The organism is Marinobacter suaedae (assembly GCF_030519635.1).
GTDB classification, from domain to species: Bacteria; Pseudomonadota; Gammaproteobacteria; order Pseudomonadales; family Oleiphilaceae; genus Marinobacter; species Marinobacter suaedae.
Map to the genome: position 1 here is coordinate 122,367 of NZ_JAUMIS010000002.1, position 24,612 is coordinate 146,978.

General features: G+C 56.5%; 19 protein-coding genes and 2 tRNA genes. 10 read left to right on the forward strand and 11 right to left on the reverse strand.

The genetic code is table 11. From position 1 onward, the window contains the following. Window positions 1-8: 8 nt before the first annotated feature. On the forward strand, window positions 9-716 hold the full coding sequence (gene pyrF, locus QVZ43_RS09390; protein WP_420890924.1) for an orotidine-5'-phosphate decarboxylase: 708 nt from the start codon (window positions 9-11) through the stop codon (window positions 714-716). 75 nt (window positions 717-791) lie between these two features. Here pyrF and QVZ43_RS09395 read toward each other — a convergent pair. Together QVZ43_RS09395 and QVZ43_RS09400 are read right to left on the reverse strand one after the other, a co-directional pair. Beyond that, window positions 792-867 (reverse strand) — tRNA-Asn (locus QVZ43_RS09395). A gap of 70 nt (window positions 868-937) precedes the next feature. Continuing rightward, complete coding sequence (locus QVZ43_RS09400) at window positions 938-2,122, reverse strand: pyridoxal phosphate-dependent aminotransferase (RefSeq protein ID WP_302909732.1); 1,185 nt, start codon at window positions 2,120-2,122, stop codon at window positions 938-940. Between the two features lie 195 nt (window positions 2,123-2,317). On the opposite strand from QVZ43_RS09400, the gene uvrB reads away from it, so the two are divergent. After that, a complete protein-coding gene (uvrB, locus tag QVZ43_RS09405; protein ID WP_302909733.1) occupies window positions 2,318-4,378 on the forward strand; it encodes an excinuclease ABC subunit UvrB in 2,061 nt (686 codons plus the stop codon). 1 nt (window position 4,379) lies between these two features. On the opposite strand, the gene rimI is transcribed toward uvrB, so the two are convergent. After that, complete coding sequence (gene rimI, locus QVZ43_RS09410) at window positions 4,380-5,498, reverse strand: ribosomal protein S18-alanine N-acetyltransferase (RefSeq protein ID WP_302909734.1); 1,119 nt, start codon at window positions 5,496-5,498, stop codon at window positions 4,380-4,382. A 195-nt stretch (window positions 5,499-5,693) separates the two neighbouring features. Here rimI and QVZ43_RS09415 point away from each other — a divergent pair, with 195 nt between their 5' ends. Next, the gene (locus tag QVZ43_RS09415) at window positions 5,694-7,193 is read left to right on the forward strand and encodes a RimK family protein (protein WP_302909735.1); all 1,500 of its coding nucleotides are present in this window, start codon (window positions 5,694-5,696) and stop codon (window positions 7,191-7,193) included. A gap of 6 nt (window positions 7,194-7,199) precedes the next feature. On the opposite strand, the gene QVZ43_RS09420 is transcribed toward QVZ43_RS09415, so the two are convergent. Further along, complete coding sequence (locus QVZ43_RS09420) at window positions 7,200-8,354, reverse strand: cation diffusion facilitator family transporter (RefSeq protein WP_302909736.1); 1,155 nt, start codon at window positions 8,352-8,354, stop codon at window positions 7,200-7,202. Window positions 8,355-8,764: 410 nt separating this feature from the next. On the opposite strand from QVZ43_RS09420, the gene QVZ43_RS09425 reads away from it, so the two are divergent. Further along, entirely contained in the window at window positions 8,765-9,802 is a 1,038-nt protein-coding gene (locus QVZ43_RS09425; protein WP_302909737.1) for a quinone-dependent dihydroorotate dehydrogenase, read from the forward strand. A gap of 206 nt (window positions 9,803-10,008) precedes the next feature. Here QVZ43_RS09425 and rmf read toward each other — a convergent pair whose 3' ends face one another. Then, window positions 10,009-10,221: a ribosome modulation factor gene (rmf, locus tag QVZ43_RS09430; protein WP_223795484.1), complete on the reverse strand. Its 213-nt coding sequence runs from the start codon at window positions 10,219-10,221 to the stop codon at window positions 10,009-10,011. Between the two features lie 319 nt (window positions 10,222-10,540). Here rmf and rlmKL point away from each other — a divergent pair, with 319 nt between their 5' ends. After that, window positions 10,541-12,715 (forward strand): bifunctional 23S rRNA (guanine(2069)-N(7))-methyltransferase RlmK/23S rRNA (guanine(2445)-N(2))-methyltransferase RlmL, encoded by a 2,175-nt coding sequence (gene rlmKL, locus QVZ43_RS09435; RefSeq protein WP_302909738.1) that lies wholly within the window; start codon window positions 10,541-10,543, stop codon window positions 12,713-12,715. Window positions 12,716-12,717: 2 nt separating this feature from the next. Here rlmKL and QVZ43_RS09440 read toward each other — a convergent pair whose 3' ends face one another. Then, window positions 12,718-13,350, reverse strand: coding sequence for an outer membrane beta-barrel protein (locus tag QVZ43_RS09440; protein WP_302909739.1), 633 nt, complete (start codon window positions 13,348-13,350; stop codon window positions 12,718-12,720). A gap of 111 nt (window positions 13,351-13,461) precedes the next feature. Further along, window positions 13,462-13,944 carry a hypothetical protein gene (locus tag QVZ43_RS09445; RefSeq protein WP_302909740.1) on the reverse strand — a complete coding sequence of 161 codons (483 nt, stop codon included), beginning with the start codon at window positions 13,942-13,944 and terminating at the stop codon, window positions 13,462-13,464. A gap of 115 nt (window positions 13,945-14,059) precedes the next feature. On the opposite strand from QVZ43_RS09445, the gene QVZ43_RS09450 reads away from it, so the two are divergent. Further along, a complete protein-coding gene (locus QVZ43_RS09450; RefSeq protein ID WP_302909741.1) occupies window positions 14,060-15,349 on the forward strand; it encodes a M18 family aminopeptidase in 1,290 nt (429 codons plus the stop codon). 55 nt (window positions 15,350-15,404) lie between these two features. On the opposite strand, the gene QVZ43_RS09455 is transcribed toward QVZ43_RS09450, so the two are convergent. Next, window positions 15,405-15,480, reverse strand: a tRNA-Asn gene (locus QVZ43_RS09455). A 137-nt stretch (window positions 15,481-15,617) separates the two neighbouring features. On the opposite strand from QVZ43_RS09455, the gene QVZ43_RS09460 reads away from it, so the two are divergent. Then, on the forward strand, window positions 15,618-16,622 hold the full coding sequence (locus QVZ43_RS09460; RefSeq protein ID WP_338140892.1) for a YheT family hydrolase: 1,005 nt from the start codon (window positions 15,618-15,620) through the stop codon (window positions 16,620-16,622). A 13-nt stretch (window positions 16,623-16,635) separates the two neighbouring features. On the opposite strand, the gene QVZ43_RS09465 is transcribed toward QVZ43_RS09460, so the two are convergent. Beyond that, complete coding sequence (locus tag QVZ43_RS09465) at window positions 16,636-17,265, reverse strand: arylesterase (RefSeq protein WP_420890909.1); 630 nt, start codon at window positions 17,263-17,265, stop codon at window positions 16,636-16,638. A gap of 69 nt (window positions 17,266-17,334) precedes the next feature. On the opposite strand from QVZ43_RS09465, the gene QVZ43_RS09470 reads away from it, so the two are divergent. The 3 genes from QVZ43_RS09470 (at window position 17,335) to QVZ43_RS09480 (ending at window position 22,592) form a co-directional block, all read left to right on the forward strand. After that, the gene (locus QVZ43_RS09470; protein ID WP_302910641.1) at window positions 17,335-18,054 is read left to right on the forward strand and encodes an ABC transporter ATP-binding protein; all 720 of its coding nucleotides are present in this window, start codon (window positions 17,335-17,337) and stop codon (window positions 18,052-18,054) included. Next, window positions 18,054-20,540 (forward strand): ABC transporter permease, encoded by a 2,487-nt coding sequence (locus QVZ43_RS09475; protein WP_302909742.1) that lies wholly within the window; start codon window positions 18,054-18,056, stop codon window positions 20,538-20,540. The genes QVZ43_RS09470 and QVZ43_RS09475 overlap by 1 nt, the downstream gene beginning before the upstream one ends. Before the next feature lie 147 nt (window positions 20,541-20,687). Further along, window positions 20,688-22,592, forward strand: a complete 1,905-nt coding sequence (locus QVZ43_RS09480) for a DUF3604 domain-containing protein (RefSeq protein WP_302909743.1) — start codon at window positions 20,688-20,690, stop codon at window positions 22,590-22,592. Window positions 22,593-22,760: 168 nt separating this feature from the next. On the opposite strand, the gene QVZ43_RS09485 is transcribed toward QVZ43_RS09480, so the two are convergent. Further along, window positions 22,761-23,948 carry an iron-containing alcohol dehydrogenase gene (locus QVZ43_RS09485; protein ID WP_302909744.1) on the reverse strand — a complete coding sequence of 396 codons (1,188 nt, stop codon included), beginning with the start codon at window positions 23,946-23,948 and terminating at the stop codon, window positions 22,761-22,763. Further along, window positions 23,945-24,493 carry a hypothetical protein gene (locus QVZ43_RS09490; protein ID WP_302909745.1) on the reverse strand — a complete coding sequence of 183 codons (549 nt, stop codon included), beginning with the start codon at window positions 24,491-24,493 and terminating at the stop codon, window positions 23,945-23,947. The genes QVZ43_RS09485 and QVZ43_RS09490 overlap by 4 nt, the downstream gene beginning before the upstream one ends. Window positions 24,494-24,612 lie beyond the last annotated feature (119 nt).

The window sequence follows — 24,612 nt, forward strand, 5'->3', positions numbered from 1 at the left end:
TTAACGTGATTAAATCATCCGATCCCAAGATCGTAGTGGCGTTGGATTTTCCGTCCGAGAATCAGGCCTTGATGCTCGCTGATAAGCTGGATCCGGCCAAGTGTCGGCTCAAGGTAGGCAAGGAGTTGTTTACCAGGTCGGGTCCACAGTTGGTTCGCAATCTGCATGACAAGGGCTTTGAGGTGTTTCTTGATCTCAAGTTCCACGATATCCCCAATACCACGTCGGCCGCTGTGGAGGCCGCAGCGGATCTTGGGGTGTGGATGGTCAACGTTCACGCGTCCGGCGGTGAGCGGATGATGACCGCCTGTCGGGAGCGGCTTGAGCGCTTTGGCAGCGAACGTCCACTCCTGATCGCAGTAACGGTTTTGACCAGTATGGGGGTGGATGATCTGGTGGGCATTGGTATTTCAGATTCGCCCGAGGCGCATGTCGCTCGGCTTGCGACCCTGACTCGACGCTGTGGCCTTGATGGGGTGGTGTGTTCTGCCCAGGAGGCGCCGAAGCTCAAGGCTGAGCAGGGCCAGGATTTCAAGCTGGTTACTCCTGGTATCCGTCCGGCGTCCGCGGAGCGGGGTGATCAGCAACGGGTTATGACCCCGGTGGAAGCGGTTCAGGCGGGTAGTGACTATCTGGTGATTGGTCGACCGATTACCCAGGCGCCGGACCCTTTGGCGGCGATGAATGCGATTTACAGCGAACTGGCGGCTCTCTGAGTCGCCTTTTCTTTTCATGGAAGTCGGAAAAGAAAAAGGCCGAGCATTCTGTGAATGTTCGGCCTTTCAGAATAGTGGCTCCCCGAGCTGGGCTCGAACCAGCGACAAACGGATTAACAGTCCGTTGCTCTACCAACTGAGCTATCGGGGAACGTCGTCGTGTGACGAGGCGCGTATATTAAGTGGGTGATAGCGCCTCGTCAACCCCTCTTCTTAAATTTTTATCCTAGTGCTTTTTGCAGCCGCTCGACCGCCTTCTGGAGGTTTTCCATGCTGGTGGCGAAGCTCAGGCGCATGTGTCCGGGAACGCCGAATGCGGAGCCGGGAACGATCGCCACACCCGCATCGGTCAGCAGCTTTTCGGCGAATTCAACGTCGGTGGAAACGCTGCTGTCGGCATCAATGGCACCCTGGAAGCTCGGGAAAACGTAGAAGGTTCCGTCACCGTACAGGCATTCAACACCGGGCAGCCCGTTCAGTGCTTCGACGAGCCAGTCGTGCCGTTCTTTGAAGGCGCTGACCATCTCGGAGACGCAATCCTGAGATCCATCCAGAGCAGCCGCGGCAGCCGCCTGGGACACGGATGACGGATTGGATGTGCTCTGGGACTGGATTTTCTTCATGGCGCCAATGATCTTGGCAGGGCCCGCGGCATAGCCAATGCGCCAACCAGTCATCGAGTAAGCCTTGGACACGCCGTTGAGCACAAAGGTACGGTCATACAGCTCCGGGGTGGCGTTCAGGATGTTGCAAAACGGCTTGCCGGTCCAGAGGATGGGCTCGTACATGTCGTCAGTAGCGACCATGACGCGCGGATGCTTTTTCAGCACTTCACCCAGAGCCTTGAGTTCTTCAAGGGTATAAGCCATGCCGCTGGGGTTGGACGGACTGTTGATCACGAACAGGCGAGTGCGCTCGGTGATCGCATTTTCGAGCTGCTCTGGCGTGATCTTGAAGCGGGTTTCCGCAGTCGTTTCAATGATGACCGGCTTGCCTTCGGCAACCAGCACCATGTCCGGGTAGGATACCCAATAGGGGGCCGGGATGATGGCTTCATCCCCCGGGTTCAGGGTGGCCAGGGCGAGGTTGAAAAAGCTCTGTTTGCCACCACTGGATACCAGAATCTGGTTGGCTTCGTATTCCAGGCCGTTGTCCCGTTTGTACTTCGCAATAATCGCTTTTTTCAGGGCTGGCGTACCATCAACGGCGGTGTATTTGGTCTGGCCATTCTGGATGGCCTCAATGGCGGCCTGCTTGATGTGATCCGGGGTGTCGAAGTCGGGCTCGCCAGCGCCAAGGCCGATAATGTCCTGGCCAGCAGCGCGAAGCTCGGCTGCTTTATTGGTGACGGCGAGTGTGGGGGAGGGCTTGATAGCCTGTACTCGGCTGGAAAGTTGAAGGTCCAAACTTGCGCTCCTTAAAGCTGCATTTGATGGGTTGCGATCGACGGGCCTGTGCGCCACTGTTCTCGGGTTGTGGGTTGTCTCGGACCGCCTAGCGAACCCGGTGATGTTATCATGAAGCGTTATCATCGCTAAATGTCTATAAGGGAGCTGCGCAATGACTGGCTCTCACATTCTCCTCAAGGTAGTTGGATTACGATGGCGAAAAAAGACTCCTCCGGCACGCGCGAAGGCGTATTCAAGGTCCATTCTTCCTACCAGCCGGCCGGCGATCAGCCCAAAGCGATCGAAGGCCTGGTGGATGGTATTGATTCAGGCCTGGCTCATCAGACCCTCTTGGGGGTGACTGGGTCTGGCAAGACCTTCACGGTTGCCAATGTGGTGGAGCAGGTGCAGCGTCCAACCATCATTATGGCCCACAACAAGACGCTGGCAGCGCAGCTTTACGGCGAGTTCAAGGAGTTCTTCCCGAACAATGCGGTTGAGTACTTCGTGTCTTACTACGACTACTACCAGCCGGAAGCCTATGTGCCGTCATCGGATACGTTCATCGAGAAGGACGCCTCCATCAATGAGCACATTGAGCAGATGCGTCTCTCTGCCACTAAGGCTTTGTTGGAGCGGCCGGACGCCATCATTGTAGCGACGGTGTCCTCGATCTACGGCCTGGGGGATCCCCAGTCTTACCTGAAGATGATGTTGCACCTGGATCGGGGTGACCAGATTGACCAGCGCTACATCCTGCGCCGTCTCGCCGAGCTGCAGTACACCCGTAACGACATTGAGTTTCACCGAGCCAATTACCGAGTGCGCGGTGATGTGATTGATGTGTTTCCGGCAGAATCCGAGAAAGAAGCGATCCGTATAGAGCTGTTCGACGATGAGGTGGAAAACCTCAGTTATTTCGATCCGCTCACCGGGGAAGTGCTTCGTCGCGTTCCAAGGGTCACGATTTATCCGAAGTCCCACTATGTAACACCCCGGCAGACCGTGCTGGATGCGGTTGAGCATATCAAGGTTGAGTTGGAAGAGCGCCTGAAACAGTTACGGGATAACAACCGCCTGGTAGAGGCTCAGCGTCTTGAAGAGAGGACCCGATACGACATGGAGATGATGCTGGAACTGGGGTACTGCAATGGCATTGAGAACTACTCCCGCTACCTGTCCGGTCGGCGTCCGGGAGAGGCCCCGCCAACATTGTTCGACTATTTGCCACCTAATGCCTTGCTGGTGGTGGACGAATCCCACGTCACCATTCCCCAGATCGGTGCTATGTACAAGGGTGACCGATCCCGCAAGGAAACCCTGGTCGAATATGGTTTCCGATTGCCATCGGCGCTGGATAACCGCCCGATGCGATTCGAAGAATGGGAACGCATTGCCCCGCAAATGATCTTTGTCTCAGCAACCCCTGCGGATTATGAGGCTAACCACGCGGGGCAGGTGGTTGAACAGGTGGTTCGCCCCACCGGGTTGCTGGACCCCGAGATTGAGGTTCGGCCTGCGTCCACACAGGTGGATGATTTGCTGTCAGAAATCCATGCTCGCCTGGAGGTAAAGGAGCGGGTTCTGGTGACCACGCTCACCAAACGGATGGCCGAGGACCTGACGGACTTTCTGATGGAGCACGATATTCGGGTTCGGTACCTGCATTCGGACATCGATACCGTGGAGCGGGTCGAAATTATTCGCGACCTTCGGCGGGGCGAGTTCGATGTGTTGGTCGGTATCAACTTGCTCAGGGAAGGTCTGGATATGCCGGAAGTGTCCCTGGTGGCGATTCTCGACGCGGACAAGGAAGGTTTCCTCCGTTCCGAGCGGTCGTTGATTCAGACCATCGGTCGTGCCGCCCGGAACGTGAACGGTAAAGCGATTCTGTACGGTGATAGGATCACCAAGTCCATGCAGAAGGCGATCGATGAGACGGAGCGCCGCCGCGCCAAGCAGATGGCGTTTAATAAGGAACATGGTATTACGCCCCAGGGGCTGAATAAGAAAATCGCGGACATCATGGAAGGTGCAGCCGGAGGGGGTGGTCGTGGCCGCCGTAAGGGAGAACGGCCGGGTCAGAAGGCTGCCGAGGAAGCGGAAGAGTACCGGGTCAAGGCTGGAAACCGGTCGCCGGAGGAGGTGCTCAAGGAAGTATCCAGGCTGGAGGATGAGATGTATAAAGCGGCTTCGGATCTGGACTTTGAGACGGCTGCGCGCTTGCGTGACGAGATCGCCGAACTTAAAGAGGCAGCCATCAGAACGGCTTGAGTCAGTCGGCCCGTTTCGGGCCGACGATCACCGCTGCCTGCAATGGGTGCTGGCTCCCGTAGCGTGACATTTTCTCGAATACCCGGCGGTCGATGGGCAGGTATTGTTTGTCGGCTACCGTTTCTCCGTTTTCGGTGTCGATTTCCGGATCGTGCAGATAGATGAACTGCTTATCTATGGCGCAAACCGTCACCCAATGAGGAATTCGACTCCGGTTCAGTTGCCACGTGCTGATGAGGATGATGGGAATGCAGCCTTCCTGCAGGGCAGCCTCCATACCCGTCAGGGTGAGTGGGTCGTGATGAAGCTCAATGTTTGTCTGTCCAATGTCGTGCAGAAAGCCCTCGTGGACCAGTTCCAGAACCTTCTTCTTTTCTATGCTCCTGACCGTGTGCTTGAACAGCGGCCCTTCCTTGCTGATCCATGCTCTTGCATGGAAGCCCCGGTGCCAGGCAGCAAGTGCCAGACCATGGGGTCCGCATCCGCCATGGCCTGACAGCATGAATATGGTCGTGGCCTCACGCCAAATCCTCAGCTCTTCGAGGGTTGTCAGAGGCTGGTGCTCGTCGAGGGTTGCCATCGCCATCATCAATGCCGCCGGCCCGCAGGAAAACTCGGTGGTCTGGGGGTAATAGGGCACCTTTGGTACGTCGGGCGCTGGCGCGTAGAACAGGATCCTGCGCTCAAAACGCAGGGCGTTGCCGTGGTCTTCGTAATAGTCCCGGTAGGTTCCAAACTGCCGGTATCCCAGCCGCTTGTACAACCTGATGGCATGAACATTATCCTCCCGCACTTCTAAACGCATGATGATCCGGCCTGCGCGAACCACTTCCTGCTCGGCTCGGCGAATCAGTTCTTCGCCTGCACCCTGACCCCTGGCTCGGGGCGATACAGCAATCGAATAGATGCGTGCAAGTCGGGTGGCCGCATGCATCAACACCAGACAGTAGCCCAAAAGCTCCGTCCCTTGTAAGGCAACGATCAGCCGGTCCTGCGGCTGTTCCAGAAACCGGCGAAAACTGCGCCGGGATAATCGGTCTTCCTGAAAGCACAGTTGCTCTAGCTGAACCAGAGAATCAAGGTCGGCAAGTGCGGCAGGGCGCAGCATCAGTTCTGACATGGCATCGGGGCTCAATCAGTAGGGTAAGAGGCCAGTTTGAGGGGCTCCATTGAGCTCATTATCGGTGAAATCCGTTTTCAGACAAGGCATTGTGTTATGCGTAAAAGCACTCATTATCAGTTAGTTGTGGTTGTTCTCAGTGTGGAATATCGTTTCGCAAAATAACGTTGGTGTCTTCACGGAGGAGACTCTTGCATGTCCCGCTTACTTATTGTGGTTGACCAATCCAAAGACTGGGCTCCTTACTACCCCAGCGAGGATGTGCTTACCTTTGATCAGTACCTTGAATTGTCCGAGGCCGCGTCCCGCAGGGTTCGTGTCATCAACCTGTGCCAGAGCGCAAAGTACCTGAGTCGCGGGTATTACTGCTCTTTGCTGGCAGAAGCCCGCGGGCACAACGTGGTGCCGTCGGTCATGACACTGAACGATCTCAGTCGAAAGGGGTTGTTTTCCCTGCAATTGGATGAGCTCGATGAGAGTGTGGTCAACTGGCTGGATCGTGCCGGCTGTACAATAGACCCGGCGTCCGATGAACGGCAGGCTACCCGCGAACTGCGCATTCGCACCTTCTTCGGTCAGGTAGACCAGCCGGCATTGAAGCCTGTGGCCCGGCTAGTGTTCGAGCGATTTCCTTGTCCGATTCTGGAGGTGGTGTTCCGTTACAGAAAGGGGTGGCAGATTGATTCCATGAAACCGGCCTCGCCCGCGGACCTGACCGAGAAAGAGCAGGATCTGTTCGCCACCGCACTGGACCGGTTCAGCAGTATGGTCTGGCGTAAACCCAGAAGCCGTCAGCGGTATCGCTTTGATCTGGCCGTGCTGGTCAATCCGGAGGAAGAAATGCCTCCTAGTGATCAGGAGGCGTTGAGGCGCTTTGAACGCGCGGGCCGAAAACTCGGTATTAATGTGGAACAGATTACCCGCAAGGATTTTCTCCGCCTGCCTGAATACGATGGTCTGTTCATTCGCGAGACCACGGCAATTGATCACCACACTTATCGATTTGCCCGAAAGGCCGAAGCGGAGGGCCTGGTGGTGATCGACGATCCAGTTTCCATTTTAAGGTGCACGAATAAGGTTTTTCTGGCGGATTTGCTGAAAACCAACAAGGTGCCGACACCTAAGACACTGATTCTCTCAAAGGATCAGAAGCGGGCGGTGGAGCAGGTGATCGAGGAGATTGGCTTTCCGGTGGTCATCAAGATTCCGGATGGTGCGTTTTCGAGAGGCGTTACCAAGGCCGAAGACGAAGCGTCGCTGAGAGCCGGCCTGAAAGCGCTTTTCAAACAGTCGGCTCTGGTGTTGGCTCAGGAGTACCTCTATACCGACTATGACTGGCGCATCGGGGTGCTGGGCGGACGAGCGATTTATGCCTGCAAGTACATGATGGTGAAAGGGCACTGGCAGATTTACCAGTACGGCGAATCAAGCAGCGAGAGTGGCGACTTTCAAACCCTGCCTACTTATGAGGTTCCGAGAAAGGTAATTCAGGCTGCGCTCAAGGCCACCAGACTCATCGGTAACGGCTTGTACGGAGTGGACATCAAACAGTCAGGAAAGCGGGTGGCGGTGATTGAGGTAAATGATAATCCCAGCATTGATGCCGGGATCGAAGATCGGTTCCTTGGTGGGGAGCTTTATACGCTGGTCATGCAGGAGTTCCTCCAGCGAATGGAACAAAAGAGGGAAAAATAGAGGTGATCAGGAGTTTTTGACCCATACCCGCACACTCCCGAACCAGGGATAGCCCGTCATTGCTTTGTGAACTTCTGCCTCATTCAGGGTGTCCGCATCGGAATCCAGGAAGAGCTCCAGATGAACCTTGTTCTTGAGATAGTGAAGCCGAAGGCGAGTCTTGGTCGGATAATCGCTGATGTGTTTTTCCAGCGTGCGTTGGATATCCCCACGTGATGGAAGTTCTTCGGACGTGGGGGATAGCTCTTCATCATTTTCGGCATCAATGTGGAAGTTGATGTCCCGAATATTCTCCAGGGCCTCTCTCATGCCACTGGCGACCTGAACGCCGATCTGATGGCCTTCCGATACGCTGATATCCGGTCGCACCACCAGATGGACGTCAAGCAGGATATCCTGACCCATTTTGCGGCTGCGCAATTCGTGGATGTTGCGGACCCCATCGGTATTGCGGGCGATGGACTTCAGCATTTCGGTGTCTTCCGGCGAAATGCTGGTATCAACCAGTTCCTTTACGCTGTCCCAGGTAAATTTCCAGCCAATGTGAATAATGATGACGGCGATAACGATAGCCGCTACAACATCCAGCCAGACTAGACCGAACATTGCTCCCAGCGTTGAGACCACAACGATGACGGAGGAAAACGCATCGGTCCGGCTGTGCCAGGCATTAGCGATGATCAGGTCTGAACGAATCTGGATACCCACTCGCCGGGTGTAGTGGTAGATCCACTCTTTTCCGACCACAGAGAGTCCTGCCGCAGCAAGTACTGGCCAACCGGGAATTATATCGGCCTGGCCTTGCCACAAGCGAAGGATGTTTTCCCAGGCCAGGGCTGCACCCACGGCGATCAGAATGCTGCCGAGTACGAGAGTTCCCAGAGTTTCTATTCGCTGGTGACCATAAGGGTGGTCCTCGTCGGGTTCCTGTCGGGAAACCCGCATTACACCCAGCACAACGAGGTCGGAGGCAACATCACTAAAGGAGTGTATGCCGTCGACAAGCAGCGCCTGGGAGTGAAAAACGGCACCTGCGATGACTTTGATGACGCCCAGCACAGCGTCAAGAATCATGCCGATGATTGTGACCTTGGAAGCAGCCCTGGCCTCGGCGGAATAGTTATCTCGCCGAGCAGAATCTGCTTGAGGCAAATCGTTCATTTAAAATGCTCCGAACCGGGGCGGGAATTTCAGTATAACCTTATTGCTGAAACTTGGGCATCTGTACCAAAAACCAGGGTGGCGCTGCACCATTTATGCACAATATGACCAAAAGATGCCTGGCTAACATTTTGTTCATCTAACGGCAATGGTCTGTCAAAAAAATTATAACTCGTTGAAAATAAAGATAAAAATAACTGGTCAAAAAATGATCAATTTGTAGATTGGCGCAGTTATCAAGGGATGGGCGAGGTTGCTACAAGTTTTTCAACAGAGTTATCCACAGATTTCGTGGAAAAGCATCTGAGACCCCCGTGGTATAACAAGTTAGATGCGTTTCGCCTTTTCCGTGCGATGCTGTGGAAAAGTTTCGGTATACTCCGCCCACCATTTTGCAAGGAGTTTCTTCGATGTACGGACTGATTCGCAGCCTGCTGTTTCGTCTGCCTCCAGAGCAGGCTCATAATCTCGCACTTGGCGGCCTGGATGCGTTATATCGCCTGGGATTGCTCGGCCCGTTTTCCGCGAAGGTTGAGCCACTGCCCGTGCGCGTCATGGGGCTGGATTTCCCCAATCCTGTCGGGCTGGCTGCCGGTCTGGATAAAAATGCAGATCACCTGGATGCTCTGGGGGCACTCGGCTTTGGCTTCATCGAAGTAGGCACAGTCACTCCGCTGGCCCAGCCGGGAAACCCGAAGCCAAGAATGTTCCGGTTGCCAGAGCATCAGGCCATTATCAATCGCATGGGTTTCAATAATGATGGTCTGGAACATCTGGTAGAGCAGGTCGACCAGCGACGCTACGCCGGCATCCTCGGTATCAATGTGGGGAAGAACAAGGATACCCCCAACGACCAATCCGAATCGGATTACCGAAAGGGGATGGCAGCGGTTTATGATCCGGCGGACTACATCACCGTCAATGTGTCTTCGCCGAACACGCCGGGCTTGCGTGACCTTCAGTTCGGCGATTCGTTAAAGAATCTGCTGGACGCCATCAAGGACGAGCAGGGTGTGCAGGAAAAGAAGCACGGACGTTACGTGCCGGTGGCGGTGAAGATCGCTCCGGATATGGACGATGAAGGTATTCGTTTTGTCGCCCAGGCCCTCAGGGACTCCGGTTTAGACGGTGTGATTGCCACCAATACGACTATTTCCCGGGATGCTGTGACTGGCCATCCCTTTGCCGGAGAGGCGGGCGGGCTCAGCGGTGCTCCAGTCCGCGAGGCGTCGGTGAGGGTGATACAAGCGCTGCACGCCGAACTTGGAGAGAGCCTGCCCATCATCGGGGTTGGCGGCATTACCGATGGCGAGAGCGCCGCGGAGAAAATCAGGGCAGGAGCGAAGCTGGTTCAGATCTATACAGGCTTTATATACCGCGGACCAGAACTGATTCGTGAGGCGGTTGAGGCGATCCGGAAGGAGCAGGTGGTGGGTAGCCGGTCCTGAGGTGATCCGGGCGTGCTTGCGCAGAAATAAAATGGGCCCGCTTAGCGGGCCCGTGCGGGGAATAAACCCCGTTGCGCTTCGTCGCATGGTACGGGGCGGGAGGCCCCGTTTCGGTTATTCGTAGAACTTTACTAGATTGTCGTTTGCCTTAGCTTGTCTTGTGTACTGAAAAACCAGATTAAGATCCGGGGCTTAGAGTCTGTGCGTCATGCCGACGTGACGTTGGAGAGTTTGTGAATGCCGGAAACGCCGGTCATACCCTCCCAATTATCGGTGCGACCTTCTCGCCAGCCGTTCAGCCATTCCTGGCGAACTTCGGCTTGTTCATTTGGGCAGCTGTCTTTCGGCTTACCTGACACGCCAGCGAGATAACCCCGCTTGTATGCACGTGCGTACATATCTCTTTTCTGTCTTTTCATGCCGTTCCTCACTAATGGATTAACAGAACAAGCGTGTACACATCTGCAGTGGCTGCGACAATGGCTACCCGTTGCGGGATAAGTCCTTATTGTCATTACAAGCCAGAGCAGTCAGGATCCTGTTAACGGAGGAAAATACCTTCCTCCTGAACGACGCGTCACCTAAAAGGTAAGTCCAACGTCGTGCCGATGTACACTAATTATTTAATCTATGTGACGTAATTCTTATAGTTTCACGCAATAAACTTTCCAGCCTTCTAAGCAAAAAAGTCTTTATTCCAGAAACTTACGAGAACCCTCTTCTGACCGGGAGCCAGCCTTGTCCACGTGTGTCTTTTTCGTAACCTGCCCGAAGGGTGTTGAATACCTTCTGGAGGACGAACTCCGTACTTTTGGTATGACCCCCACCCGTAATGCACCTGCCGGAGTGTGGGCCGAGGGCTCGCTGGCGTCCGGCTACAGGGCATGCCTGTGGTCCCGGCTCGCGAACCGGGTCATCCTGCATGTTCAGGAAATTGCCGCTGGCAGTGGAGACCAGCTGTACGACGGTGTCCTTGGGGTCGACTGGAGCCAGCACATCCCGGTTAATGGCAGCTTCAAGGTGACCTTTCTCGGTCAGAACAGCGCGATTCGCAACACCCAGTTCGGCGCCCAGCGAGTCAAAGACGGCATCGTGGATGCCTTCCGGGCTGCGGGCATCAAGCGGCCCGAAGTCAGCCCCAAAACGCCGGATGTGACCGTTTCTGCCCGGTTAAACCGGGGGCGATTGGCCCTTGGTATTGACCTGAGTGGCCAGAGCCTTCACATGCGGGGCTATCGGACTGACAAGGGATTGGCGCCTTTGAAGGAGAACCTGGCGGCAGCGCTGCTGCTGCGTTCGGGATGGCCTGATATTGTCGGGCAGGGCGGCGATTTCGTTGATCCCATGTGTGGTTCTGGAACGCTCGCTATTGAGGCAGCAATGATGGCGCTGGACATGGCGCCCGGCCGGAAGCGCGACCGGTTTGGCTTCGAGCGTTGGCCTGGCCATCAGCCCGAGATCTGGCTGGAGCTGAGGCAGGAAGCCGAGCGCCGAGCCCATGAGGGTAAACAAGGGCGGATACCCCGCATTGCGGGGTTCGATATGGATAGCCGGGTGATTTCCACTGCCTGGAAAAACATCCAGCGAGCCGGACTCGAAGGCATTGTTCATGTTGAATGTCGGGCTGTCGAGTCCCTTTCTCTGGATGGTGACTGGTCTGAGACAGGACTCGTTCTGGCTAACCCGCCGTATGGGGAGCGTTTGAGCGAACGCCATGAGTTGGGGGCGTTGTACCGGTCACTGGGCGATGCCGTGAAGCGTGTGGCCCAGGGCTGGCGGCTGGGGGTCTTCACTGGCGCCCCGGAGTTTGGCCGTTCTATTGGTCTGCGCAGTTACAAGCAGTACAGGCTGTTCAACGGCAAGCTGCCTGCGCAGCTTCTGCTGTTCTCGGTGGATGAGGCCAGTGAGGTGACACCGCGGGAACCACATGAACCCGGCAAGCTGACACCAAGAATTGCCAACGAAGAGCGGGCCTCGATGTTTCGTAACCGGCTCAGGAAGAATCTGAAAGCGATCGGGCAATGGGCGCGCAAACAGGGTATCGGCTGTTACCGCCTGTACGATGCCGATATGCCGGAATACGCGCTGGCTATTGATCTATATGAGGGGCATGTGCACGTTCAGGAATACGCCGCTCCCAAATCCATCGATGAGCGCTCGGCTCGGGAGCGTCTGGCTGAAGCGATGGCGGTTATTCCCGAGGTTCTCGACGCTGATCCGGAGCTCGTGGTCCTGAAGCAGCGCCAGCGTCAAGCCGGTACCCAGCAGTATGAAAAACAGGCGTCCAGTGATGAGTTTTTCGAGGTTCATGAGCACGGCTGTCGATTCAAGGTAAACCTGAAGGATTATCTGGATACGGGGCTTTTCCTGGATCACCGACCCGTTCGGTACTGGATCCAGCAGCATGCCCATGGCAAACGGTTTCTCAATCTGTTTTGCTATACCGGCGCGGCTACCGTCCACGCAGTGGTTGGTGGCGCCAGCCGGTCACTGAGTCTGGATATGTCCAAAACCTATGTGAACTGGGCGCGGGATAATCTGGCCCTGAATGGCGCGGACACTAGGAAGCATAGGGTTGAGCCTGCTGATTGTTTGGCCTGGCTTGCGGCGAAACCGGCTCAGGGGGAGATCTTCGATCTGATCTTCATGGATCCGCCCACTTTCTCAAACTCTGCACGCATGGAGGGTGTGCTGGATATTCAGAAGGACCACGGGGCCATGGTGCGGCAGGCGATGGCGCGGCTTTCTGCGGACGGGCTGCTGATCTTCTCGAACAATTTCCGGCGCTTTAAGCTGGATGAGTCGATTGAGAGCGAGTTTGAAGTCCAGGAGGTAAGTGCCAGTACCATCGATCGGGATTTCCAGCGAAACCAGAAAATCCATCGGTGCTGGCATATTCGTCACAAGGGCTGAGCTCAGAATTCGTAGCGAACGCCGCTGTTGAACTGGAAGGTGTTGACTTCGGTGAGGGTGTCCTCGAACAGGTTGCCGCCTTCCAGTACAAAGTAAACGTTGTCCAAAACTTCGTAATCGAGGCCGGCAATCCAGCTCTTGCTGAAGGCACTTTCGGGGAATTCCTCCTGGAGTTGTGGGAAAGCGTACCGGGCTTCTTCGTTGGGCAAATCGGCGTCACCGCCAATGTACGAAAAGCCAAATTGCCCGTAGATATTGGCGCCTTCGCCAAGGTGGTAGTGAAGGCCAATATACCAGCTGGCGAAGTAATCAACGTTCAGGGATGCTCCGGTATTACCTATGTCGGCTTCCTTGAAGCCGCCGCCCAGTCGAAGCTCTACATGGAACAGTTCGCTGATATGGTCCCCAGCGACCAGCGTCACGCCGCTGCCCCAGCCATCGTTGTATTGCTGCGTGCGCCCGCCCCCCTCTAAAGGGACTCGCTCCAGTACGGACCGATAATTGAACAGTGATCCCAAAACACCCACGTAGTACAGATCCTCACGGAATTTTTCCTGTGCGGATGCAAGCGGAGCGGCAGTCAATGTGGGTGTGATCAATGCAGCGAGCAGGGATGTTCGCAGGACCTTGTTCATTGTTGTCGGGCTTCCTGACTTCAGCGGATACGGGCCCGATTTTGCCTTGTGTAACCAACTGTTACGTCGACCCGTGTCACACTTCCCTGTGCCAGGCGGGTTTGGTTGGGGTTATCCGTCCAGAAGGCCTTCTCCACGCGCCAGTAGCAGCAGGGCATATACCCCGTTTTCCGGCAGCTGAGGTTCAAGCCCTTCATCGATCATCAGCTGCCGGCGCTGGTCTTCCAGCGTGTCGATGTCCAGTCCGGTAATGAGTTCAGCAATCGGGGCAATTTCAAACGGTGGTTCCTGGCCTACGGCACCGAACAGCTTATCGATGAGAATTTCGTCCGGATCAAAACCGTCGACGTAAACCGTCTGGTCAGGAAGGTCCTGGTGGAGTTCGCGAACCAATTCCAGCAGCGGGACACCCTGTTCTTCCAGGTAGTTCAGGTCGACATCCCCAAGATCGCCATCGGCGGGCAGCCAATCGTCGTCGGGCGCGATGATGACGGTCTTCATGCGCCCATCGCCCAGGGACCAGGCAATTGCCGTGGGAAACAGGGCATCGTCGGTTTGGCAGTATTCGATATCGAGAAATCTGGGTGTGGACACGGCGGGCTCCTGAGTTTCAATACCGCAAGGGTAGTGGATGTCCGTTGAATCGGTATTAAGGCGAAACGGCTTCATGCGATACTGTACCCGTCATTATCATTCAATCAGGAACATCATGGAACACACTGAATTTAACAAAGAACTTCTGTCGTTTCTGAATGCGTCACCGACGCCTTGGCATGCCGTGGAAACCATGAAGGCAACGCTGAAAGCGGCCGGTTTCAGGGAGTTGGACGAGCGGCAAGAGTGGGCGCTGGACAGTGGCCAGGGGTATTTCGTGACCCGTAATGGCACGTCTATCGTTGCGTTCCGGACGGGGTCCAAAGATGTGACCACATCGGGCATCCGTATGGTCGGGGCGCATACTGACAGTCCTTGTCTGAAAGTGAAGCCCAACCCGGATCTGCGCCAGACGGGATATTTCCAGCTTGGCGTCGAGGTATATGGCGGCGTCCTGCTGAACCCGTGGTTTGACCGTGACCTGTCCCTGGCGGGCCGGGTGACTGTGCTGGATAGTGAAGGCAAGGTGCGTGACACTTTGGTCGATTTCAAGAAGCCGATTGCGTTCATTCCCAGCTTGGCCATTCATCTGGACCGCGAAGCCAACAACAGCAAGACGGTCAATCCTCAAACAGATCTCCCGCCCGTGGTCATGCAGGTTGCGGAGACTGACGAGACAAGTTTTGTGGATCTGCTCAAAGAGCAGATTGCCAAAGAGTCCGGGCTGGCTGTCAGCAAGGTCCTGGGTTACGAACTGAGCCTTTACGACACCGCTGAAGCAGCCTATGTGGGTCTCCGGGATGAGTTCATTGCCTCCGCCCGTATGGACAACCTGTTGAGCTGCTACATCGGCCTGCAATCGCTGCTGAATACCTCCGGGGACGAGGCCGCGCTGCTGGTGTGCAATGATCACGAGGAGGTGGGCAGTGTCTCCGCCGAGGGTGCTCAGGGGCCGTTTCTCTCAGCGGTGCTGGACCGCTGGTGCGGAGCTGCGAAGGCGAGGGCGGTTGCTCATTCGATGATGATCTCCGCGGACAATGCCCATGGCATCCATCCGAACTACCTGGACAAGCACGATCAGAACCATGGCCCGATCCTGAACCAGGGACCGGTTATCAAGATCAATCACAACCAGCGCTATGCCACCAATAGTCGCTCTGCAGGCGTCTACCGCCACATCAGTGATGAGTTGGGGTTGCCCCATCAGAGCTTTGTGGTTCGCAGTGACATGGCCTGTGGGAGCACGATCGGGCCTCTGACGGCTGGTAACCTGGGTGTGACCACGCTGGATATCGGTGTGCCCCAGTTCGGTATGCATTCCATTCGTGAGCTCATTGGCTCTGAAGATGGCTATACTCTTTATCGGGTGCTGACCGAATTCATGCAGCGGGAACAGGTTCTCTAGGGCCTGAACGAAAAATGCCGCTGTTCCGTATGGAAGAGCGGCATTTAGGAATAAGTGGCTCCCCGAGCTGGGCTCGAACCAGCGACAAACGGATTAACAGTCCGTTGCTCTACCAACTGAGCTATCGGGGAACATCGTCGAAGTGGCGCGCATATTAAGGGCTTTAAGAGGCCGGGTCAACCCCCTGAATTGACAGGTTAAAAATTGTACTTCTTTTGCTGTTCAGGCGCTTGTAGTGGCAGGAAAAAAGCGACAGGGAGATGTTGATATGACAGCTATGGAATCGGCTCCACACCCTTTACCCGAAAACTTCTGGTTTGATGGCATGGCGTATCGACCACCTCATTGGCTACGCAGTGGTCACGTGCAATCGGTCTGGCCTACGTTGTTCCGAACGGTAAGCCTGACCGAGCCCCACCGGGAAGCGTTGGCCACGGATGACGACGACGAACTCCAGCTCGACTGGTACCGGCAGGGCAGCGACCGCCTCGCTGTCATTTCCCACGGCCTGGAGGGACATAGCCGTCGGCCTTACGTGCTTGGCCTGGCTCGGGCTCTGATGAGTGCGGGCTGGGATGTGCTGGCCTGGAATTATCGCTCATGTGGCGGCGTGATGAATCGGCTGCCCCGTTTCTACCACAGCGGCGCCACGGAAGATCTGGAGCGAGTGCTGGGGCATGTCCTTCTCAAGTCCTATCGGAAAATCTCTCTGGCTGGCTTCAGTATGGGCGGCAATCTGACGCTGCTGTACCTGGCTCAGAAGGGCGAACGGGTTGATAGTCGTATCTGTGGCGCAGTGACCTACTCTGTGCCCTGTGATCTCGCTGGCAGCGCGGAAGTACTCGCCCGGCCAAGCCGGAAGATCTACATGCGGCGATTCTTGAAGGATCTTCAGACCAAAATGCAGGTAAAGGCCGAAAGATACCCGGAAATCATCGATATTTCAGGCTTTGAGAAGATTCAGAATTTCCGCCAGTTTGATGATCTCTATACGGCGCCCTTGCACGGCTTCCGGGACGCCGACGACTACTGGGCTCAGGCATCCGCCTTGCCACGTCTCAAGGACATTCGTGTGCCGGCGCTGATGGTCAACGCCGCTGACGACCCGTTCCTGTCCAGGCATTGTTTCCCGGAAGCGCGAAGTGTGCTGGGTAGCTATGTAAGGGCAGAGTATCCCCGCTGGGGAGGGCATGTCGGTTTCGTCGAACACGCCCGGGACGGCTACTACTGGTCAGAGCGCCGAGCCATATCCTTCCTTAAAAATGAAGTCTGACGTCCGTCGGACCTCAGTCCAGTCTGGGGCGCAGGGCGGGCCATATATTGTCCAGTAGGCGGGGTTGGGCCTCGGCGGTTGGGTGGATGCCGTCGTCCTGCATAAAGCCTTCCTGGTCGTAGATGCCATCCAGGAAAAAGGGCACCAGTGCGGTGTCAAAACGCTCAGACAGCTTCGGGAAAATGTCGGCGAACATCTGCGTGTACCGCTGGCCATAATTGGGCGGAATTTGCATGCCGACCAGCACGGTTTCAGCCCCTGATGCTTGTACCCGACTGATCATATCCGCCAGGTTCGACTCGATGACGTTAGGCGGAAACCCCCGGAGCCCATCATTTCCGCCGAGTTCAATGACCACCACGTCCGGATCGTGCTCCTCCAGCAGCCCGGGTAGACGACGGGCACCGCCGTCAGTTGTCTCGCCTCCGATGCTGGCATTCACCACCTGCCACTGGGGCAGGCCATCGTCGTCCAGCCGTTTCTTCAGCAACTGTACCCAGGCTCGCTCCGTGGGCACACCGTGGGCGGCGCTCAGGCTGTCGCCAAGGATGAGTATGGTGTTCGCGCTGGCGTAGAGCGGAGCAACGAAACACATGAACAGGAGGAAAACTATTGATCTGGCGGTCACTTGTGCCGTATTCATAGCAATATTATTTACTCTGTGTGGCGTTCAATACATTCGTTTTCAAAACCGGGAGTTTTCGTGAATCAGATGGCCCATCCCAATTCCGACCAGAGGCAGCCCATGCTCAAGGTGTCCCACCTGACCCATCGGGTCAGCCTTGAAACCGATACGTTAACGATCTTGCAGGGGGTCAATCTGGAAATCAATCGTGGCGAGTCTGTGGCGATTGTTGGCCGCTCCGGTTCCGGGAAGACCACGTTGCTGGGATTACTGGCGGGCCTCGATACGCCCAGTGAAGGAAAGGTCGAGCTCGATGGTTCGGTCATCAGTGATTTGAGTGAGGATGCGCGGGCACAACTTCGGGCACGACGAGTCGGGTTTGTTTTCCAGTCTTTCCAGTTGCTGCCGGCCCTGACGGCTCTGGAAAACGTCATGCTCCCGTTGGAACTGGCGGGTATCGAACAACCCGAAGCCCGCGCCAGGGAGTTGCTTGAGCGTGTTGGGCTGGGGGAGCGCTTGGGCCATACGCCCCGCCAGCTGTCCGGCGGCGAGCAGCAACGGGTGGCCATCGCCCGGGCCTTTGCGTCGGATCCAGTCGTCCTGTTTGCCGACGAACCGACGGGCAATCTGGATAACCGAACCGGCCAGTCTGTTTCGGACCTGCTCATGGCCCTGAACCGGGAACAGGGCACGACCCTGGTCATGGTGACCCACGATGAACAGTTGGCGGCACGCTGTGGCCGTCAATTTCACATCGAGGCGGGCGAATTGACGGAGCCGGAATCGGCCCGGGAGGCCGCTGACTGATGGTTGCCGCTGAGAAACTGATGTCCGTGCGCCGGGATTGGCGCGAGCGGGATGTACGGGTGGTTCTGGTGGCACTGATCATTGCCGTAGCCACTGTGGCCACCATTGCCCTCTTTGCCAGCCAGCTTCAGCGCACGTTGGTGACGTCCGCCAGTTCCTTCCTTGCGGCGGATCGCCAATTGGAGGCAGAAAACGGCCGGGAAATCCCCTCGGAGTGGATGCATGAGGCAACCCGCCGCGGCCTGGAAACAGGACGCATGATCGAATTCTCCACAATGGTGTTCGGGAGCAGCGGCTTCCAGCTTGTGTCGGTCAAAGCCGTCAGTGACGAATACCCGCTGCGGGGTGAAATTGAATTCCAGGCCTCACCAGACGGTACCCGAACACTGGCCAGTGGCGGACCTGCGCCCGGCGAAGTCTGGATCAATCCCAGGCTGCTTCGTTTGCTGGAGCTTGAGATCGGCGACTCACTGGATGTGGGTAGTCGCAGCCTGACGGTGTCTGGACTACTGATCCGCGAACCGGACGGCGGTTTTCGGCTTTCGGCGCTGGCGCCCAGGGTGATGATGCACGTAGACGACGTGCCCTCGACTGGTGTGATTCAGGAAGGTAGCCGGGTCGAATATGTTTACCTGTTTGCTGGCGAGGAACCGGTTCTGGACGAGTACCACGAGTGGCTGAAACCCCAGCTTCACCCCAGTCACGAATGGGAAGGGGTTCGGGACGGAGAAACCTTTTCCCGCTCACTCCAGCGGGCCGAGCGATTCCTTCTCTTGGGTGGAAGCCTGGCGGTTCTCTTGGCATCGGTGGCCGTGGCGGTCGCCAGTCGGCAGTATTCCCTGTCACAGCGAGATACCGTTGCATTGCTGAAAACCCTCGGGCTCAATGGCGCCGGCATTGGCAAACTCTATCTCCGTCGTCTCGCCCTGTGGGGCTTGGTGGGCGTCGTGGGTGGTCTGCTGGTCGCTCTTCCGTTGTTCTGGTTGCTGACCCGAATACTTAGTGATGTGCTGGAGCGGCCAGTGGATTTCTACCTTGATCCCGCTGCGTTAGCGCCTGCCTTACTGACTGCGCTGGTGTCTCTGTTTGCTTTTGCGTATCCGCCCATTCGGCGGCTTAGGCAAGTACCCGCCATGCGGGTATTGCGGAGTCAGCCCGGTGAAACTGGTCGGGAGGCCATTCCGGATATCGTTGTCGCCATTCTCGCGGTGTTCGGTCTGGTCTGGCTGTATGCTGGCGAGCTGGTTCTGGTGGTGTCCCTGCTGGGTGGACTGGTGTTGTTGCTGGCGGTGCTTGCCCTGGTTGGCTGGGCGTTGATGGCGTTGCTTCGCCACGTGAAGGGCGGTGGTAATGCCTGGCGACTGGCGCTGGTGGGACTGTATCGCCACCGTCGTGCCAGCCTCTCCCAGATGGCGGTTTTCTCCATGACCCTGATGCTCGCTGCGACTCTGGTACTGGTACGCTCGTCGCTGCTGGACGACTGGCAGGCACAGTTGCCGGAAGACACCCCGAATCATTTCTTGATCAACATATCACCGGGTGCGGTGGAAGAGGTGAGCGAATACTGGCAGGACAACGGTCAGCCCCTGAGCCAACTCTATCCTATGGTGCGGGGCCGGTTGACGGAGCTGAATGGCCGACCGGTTAAGGATGCGGTCAGTAAGGACGAGCGCATCAATGCGCTGAATCGGGAGCTGAATCTGACCTGGATGGTCTCGTTGCCAGCGGATAACGAAATCATTGAGGGTGCCTGGTTCAAGGAGGGACAGACGGAGGGCGTATCCGTTGAATCCCAGCTCGCCGGACGGCTCGGACTTCAGATTGGTGATCGGCTGACCTTTACTATTGGCTCGGCCAAAGTGACCGAGCCGGTGACCAGTATCCGTACCGTCCAGTGGGACAGTATGAAACCCAATTTCTATATGGCGTTTCCTCCCAACGGAGGGCTGACGGATATGCCGGCCACCTGGATAACCAGCTTCTACCTGCCGGACCAGGATAAGCAGGCGCTGAACGAGTTTTCCCGTCGGTTCCCAACGATTTCAGTGCTGGAGATTGACCACATCATCGAGCGTATACAGCTGATTGTCGGTCAGGTGACCCGGGCGATTGAGGCCATACTCGCTCTCATACTGGCGGCGGCGCTGGTGGTAATGGCTGCGGTGGTCAGTGCCACGCTGAAAGATCGACAGCGCGAAGGCGCCTTGTTGCGAACCCTGGGTGGCCGTCAGTCCCTGTTGGTACGCAGTACCATGATGGAATTTGCGCTGCTGGGTGGCTTCGCGGGATTAATCGGGGTTGCTGCAGCCGAGGCTGCGGTCTGGGCACTGCAATATGGCATGTTCGAGGGCAGCTTCCAGTGGCATTGGCCAATTGTGATTTCAGTACCGCTGGTCAGTGCGGTGGTCCTGGCGCTGTTTGGTCGCTGGCAACTGGGGCCTGTGCTGAATGTATCGCCGATGCTGTTACTGCGCCGGCTGGAATAATACGGGACTTCACTTGTTCTCGGCCTGGCTCCCGAACGGTCGCACCCCGCTCGGGCGGGGTGTAAAGCCAGGCCAACTTCGCTTCAACCATGCGCTCTCTTCAGGTGCTGCTAGTCTTAATCTGATACCAGATTGGAGACAGCAGCCATGGAGCGCTCACCCTGCTTTCGATTGTTCTCAGCCATCGCATTAACCTGCCTGCCCGCAACGGCTTTACTGGCACAGGATTTACGCCCACCCGAAGGGGAAAACACCGCCATCCAGAAGTCCTATTCCCCGTTTGTGGGGCAGGACTTTCCCCAGAACGTGTATTTCGGTGATACCCATCTTCATTCTTCCTGGTCTACCGATGCCGGAATGGCAGGGGCCACCCTGGGACCTGAAGAGGCCTATCGCTTTTCGCGAGGCGAGGAGGTTATCAGCCATCTTGGGTACCCGGTAAAGCTGAATCGCCCCCTCGATTTTATTGTCCTTGCCGACCACGCAGAGAATTTTGGCCTCGCCGAGTTTATCCGGCAGGATGCGCCCGTTGTTCAGGACACTGAGAAGGGTCGGGAGTGGTATAAGCTGGTTAAGTCCGGAAAGGGCTATGACGCGTTTATCGACTGGTTGCGCCTGACTGCAGAGGGGACCGATGGCATCGATAGCATCAAGATGCAGCGGATTGCGTGGGATTCAGCTACAACACGGGCAGATCACTTCTACCAACCCGGTGTGTTCACCACCTTTGTCGGGTTTGAATGGACTTCGCAGCCCAAAGGCAACAATTTGCACCGCGTCGTGGTTTTCCGGGACGGTAAAGAGCGTGCCATGAATGTGGTTCCGTTCTCTGCCTACGATAGCGACGACCCGGAAGCGCTCTGGAAATACATGCAGGCCTATGAGGATGAAACCGGCGGATCCATGCTCGCGATTCCCCACAACGGCAACCTGTCCAATGGATTTATGTTCAACGATGTCACCCTGTCCGGTGATGAGCTGGATGCGGACTACGCCAAGCGTCGTATGCGCTGGGAGCCCCTCTACGAGATGACCCAGGCCAAGGGAACAGGAGAAGCGCATCCCTTGGTTTCGCCCGACGATGAGTTTGCCGGTCAGGAGCTTCTTGATGGCGGGAACATTACGGGTTCGGAACCGAAGGAACCTGACATGCTACCGCGAGAGTATGCACGCCCGGCGCTGATTCGGGGCCTGGCCTACGAGGAAGAACTCGGCGTTAACCCTTTCAAGTTTGGCATGATTGGAGCGACCGACAATCATACCGCACTGCCAACCACCCGTGAGGACAACTGGTTCGGTAAGGCCCACATTGTGGAGCCTTCGAAGCATCGTTTTGAAGATGTGTTGATCGAGGCAGAAAATCCAGAGCTCAATATCTATGCGACGGATTTGTCTGCGGCTGGTTTGATGGGCGTCTGGGCGACAGAAAACACCCGAGAAGCCATTTTTGACGCCATGCTGCGTAAGGAAGTTTTTGCAACGACCGGGTCGCGGATTCGCCTGCGTATGTTTGCAGGATGGGACTTCGAACCAGAGGAGGCTCAACTGGCGGACTTTGCCACTCAGGGATACTCCAGAGGCGTTCCCATGGGCAGTGACCTGAGAACCGCCCCAGACGGTGCTAAAGCGCCCACCTTCCTGGTTCGGGCATTGCGTGATCCGGACGGCGCCAATCTGGATCGGATTCAGATGGTCAAAGGCTGGATAGGCACGGATGGCGAGACCATGGAGAAAATCTGGGATGTCGCCTGTGCAGACGGTCGAGAGGTGAGTGACGATCGTTGTGATGGCGATGTGGGCAACACCGTCAACGTGGCCGAGGCGACCTACACCAACAATATTGGCGATGCCTTCCTGGCTGGCCACTGGATGGATCCCGACTTTGATCCTGATCAGCGGGCTGTTTACTACATTCGGGTTCTTGAAATCCCCACGCCCCGATGGACCGCCTACGACGCCAAGTTTTTTGATGTAGAAATGCCTGAAGGAACCGCGATGGAAGTGATTGACCGGGCTTACTCATCGCCCATCTGGTACACGCCAGAGGGTTAAAGATCGGAACCGCATGGACGAATTGCCAAGGACTGGTTTTGGGCAATAGTTGTTAAAGGCAGTAATATTTGCGGGAAAGAAATTGTTCAGTAAGACAAAAAAACCAGCGATTTTAGTCGCTGGTTTTTCTTTTCAGCGGGCTACTCCGTAAAGCGGACCCGTTGGTGATTATGCCCAGGCGCGTCGGAGGACCGCTTTGGCATCGTCCAGGGTGACTTCTTTCGGATTGAACATAATGGAGCCGTCATCCAGTGCCATTTCGGCAATCCGGTCCAGCTGGGCTTCCTCAACCTTGCCGGTTTCCTTCAGCGTCCGTGGCAGTTTGCAGTGACGATAGAGCTGGTCGCGCAGCTTGCGAATGGCTGAAATGCTGGCCTCTGCTCGACGGCTGGCTGGGGTGGAGGAATAGACCTCCGGGCCTTCCAGATAAAGCAGCAGTTCGCCGAGAGGTTCGCGGATATCCTCAAGATTGAATTCCAGCACGTAAGGCAGGTACAGGCTCATGCACAGGCCGTGGGGCAGGTGGCAGATAGCACCCGTGGCGTGCCCGAGGGCGTGCACCAGGCCCACCATGGAGTTCGAGAAGGCAATGCCCGCCATGGTCGAAGCCTGCGCCAGTTCAAGGCGGCCCTCGGAGTCCTTCGGATTGTCCATCACCTGCAGCAGGGACGTGCTGATCTTCTTGATAGCAGCGGTCGCGTAGGCGTCACTCAGCGGGTTCTTGGCCATGCAGGTAAACGCTTCGGTGGCGTGGGTCATGGCATCCATGGCGGTGGCAGCGGTAATGTGCGCCGGCAGCGTCAAAGTCATGCGCGGATCAATGATTGCGGCGTTGGGCAGCAGGAACGAGGAAGAAAACGGCAGCTTCACGCCCTTGGACTCGTCGGTGATGACTGCCACTGCGGTGACTTCCGAGCCGGTCCCGGCGGTGGTGGGCACCACGAAGAAAGGCTTGAGTGGATGCTTGAGAACACCCGCACCACTGTACTTGGAAAGATCGTTCCCCCCTTCTGAAACCAGAATATTGACGGCCTTGCCGGTATCAATGGCGGACCCGCCGCCCACGGCAATAATGGAATCGCACTTCTCCTGGCGGTAAACACCCGCGATATCGCGTACTACGGAGGTGGATGAATCGGGCGGAACGTCGTCGTAAATGCTGACAATTTCCAGGCCGCTCTCTTCACAGGCTGCAATCACAGGGTCCAGCAGCCCCGCCGCGCGAACGCCTTTGTCAGTAACAATCATCGGGCGCTTGGCAGCCAGGCCGGTCAGTTCGTAGGGGATGTGCTCAAGGGCAGACTTGCCGGCAATGACTTTGACCGGGCAGAAGAATTCGTAATATTTGTTAGTCATGATGCTCTCACGGTCTCGACGAAATTGGTTGCAACTTTCAGGTAGATTCGGGCGGCACTGATCAGTTTTTCGGGAAGTCCGAGGTCTGCGGGGTATTCCTTCACCGCGCGTTCTGCAATCAGCTTTGGCAGGATGAACGATTCCAGACGATTCAGAACCCGCGTCATGCGCACCGCGTAACTGATATCACCATCCACCAGCATCCGGTCATTGGCAAAGGCCACGGAGGTTTTCTCCTGGAAGGAGAGCACCAGAAAAGCATGGGCGATGTGCTTGAACTGGATGGAAAGATCCACTGGGCGGGGTGCAGAATCTCCGTGGTACTTGAATCGCCCCAGACCGGTGTGCTCGACGATAAGGCGAGCACCATCAGGCATCACCATCATTTCGAACAGAAACCCGTCGGGCAGGGCTTCGGCTTCCTTGTTCACTGTTTTGTCTACTTCGCTGACCGCCTGAAGGGCGCGTCCCATGACCTGGAACATCACCTCTACGTAGAGCCGGCGAGCCTGGAAGATCATCGGCTGAATCCGTTTTGTGAGCATTGCCGTTTTTCCGTTGGTTGTTGGTCTTTTCTGATTTTTAGAGCTATTACTCTAAATGTCAATGCGGCGCGTGACAGTGAATGACAGTCGGTGCGGCAAACTGCAGAGCAGGGCACAAA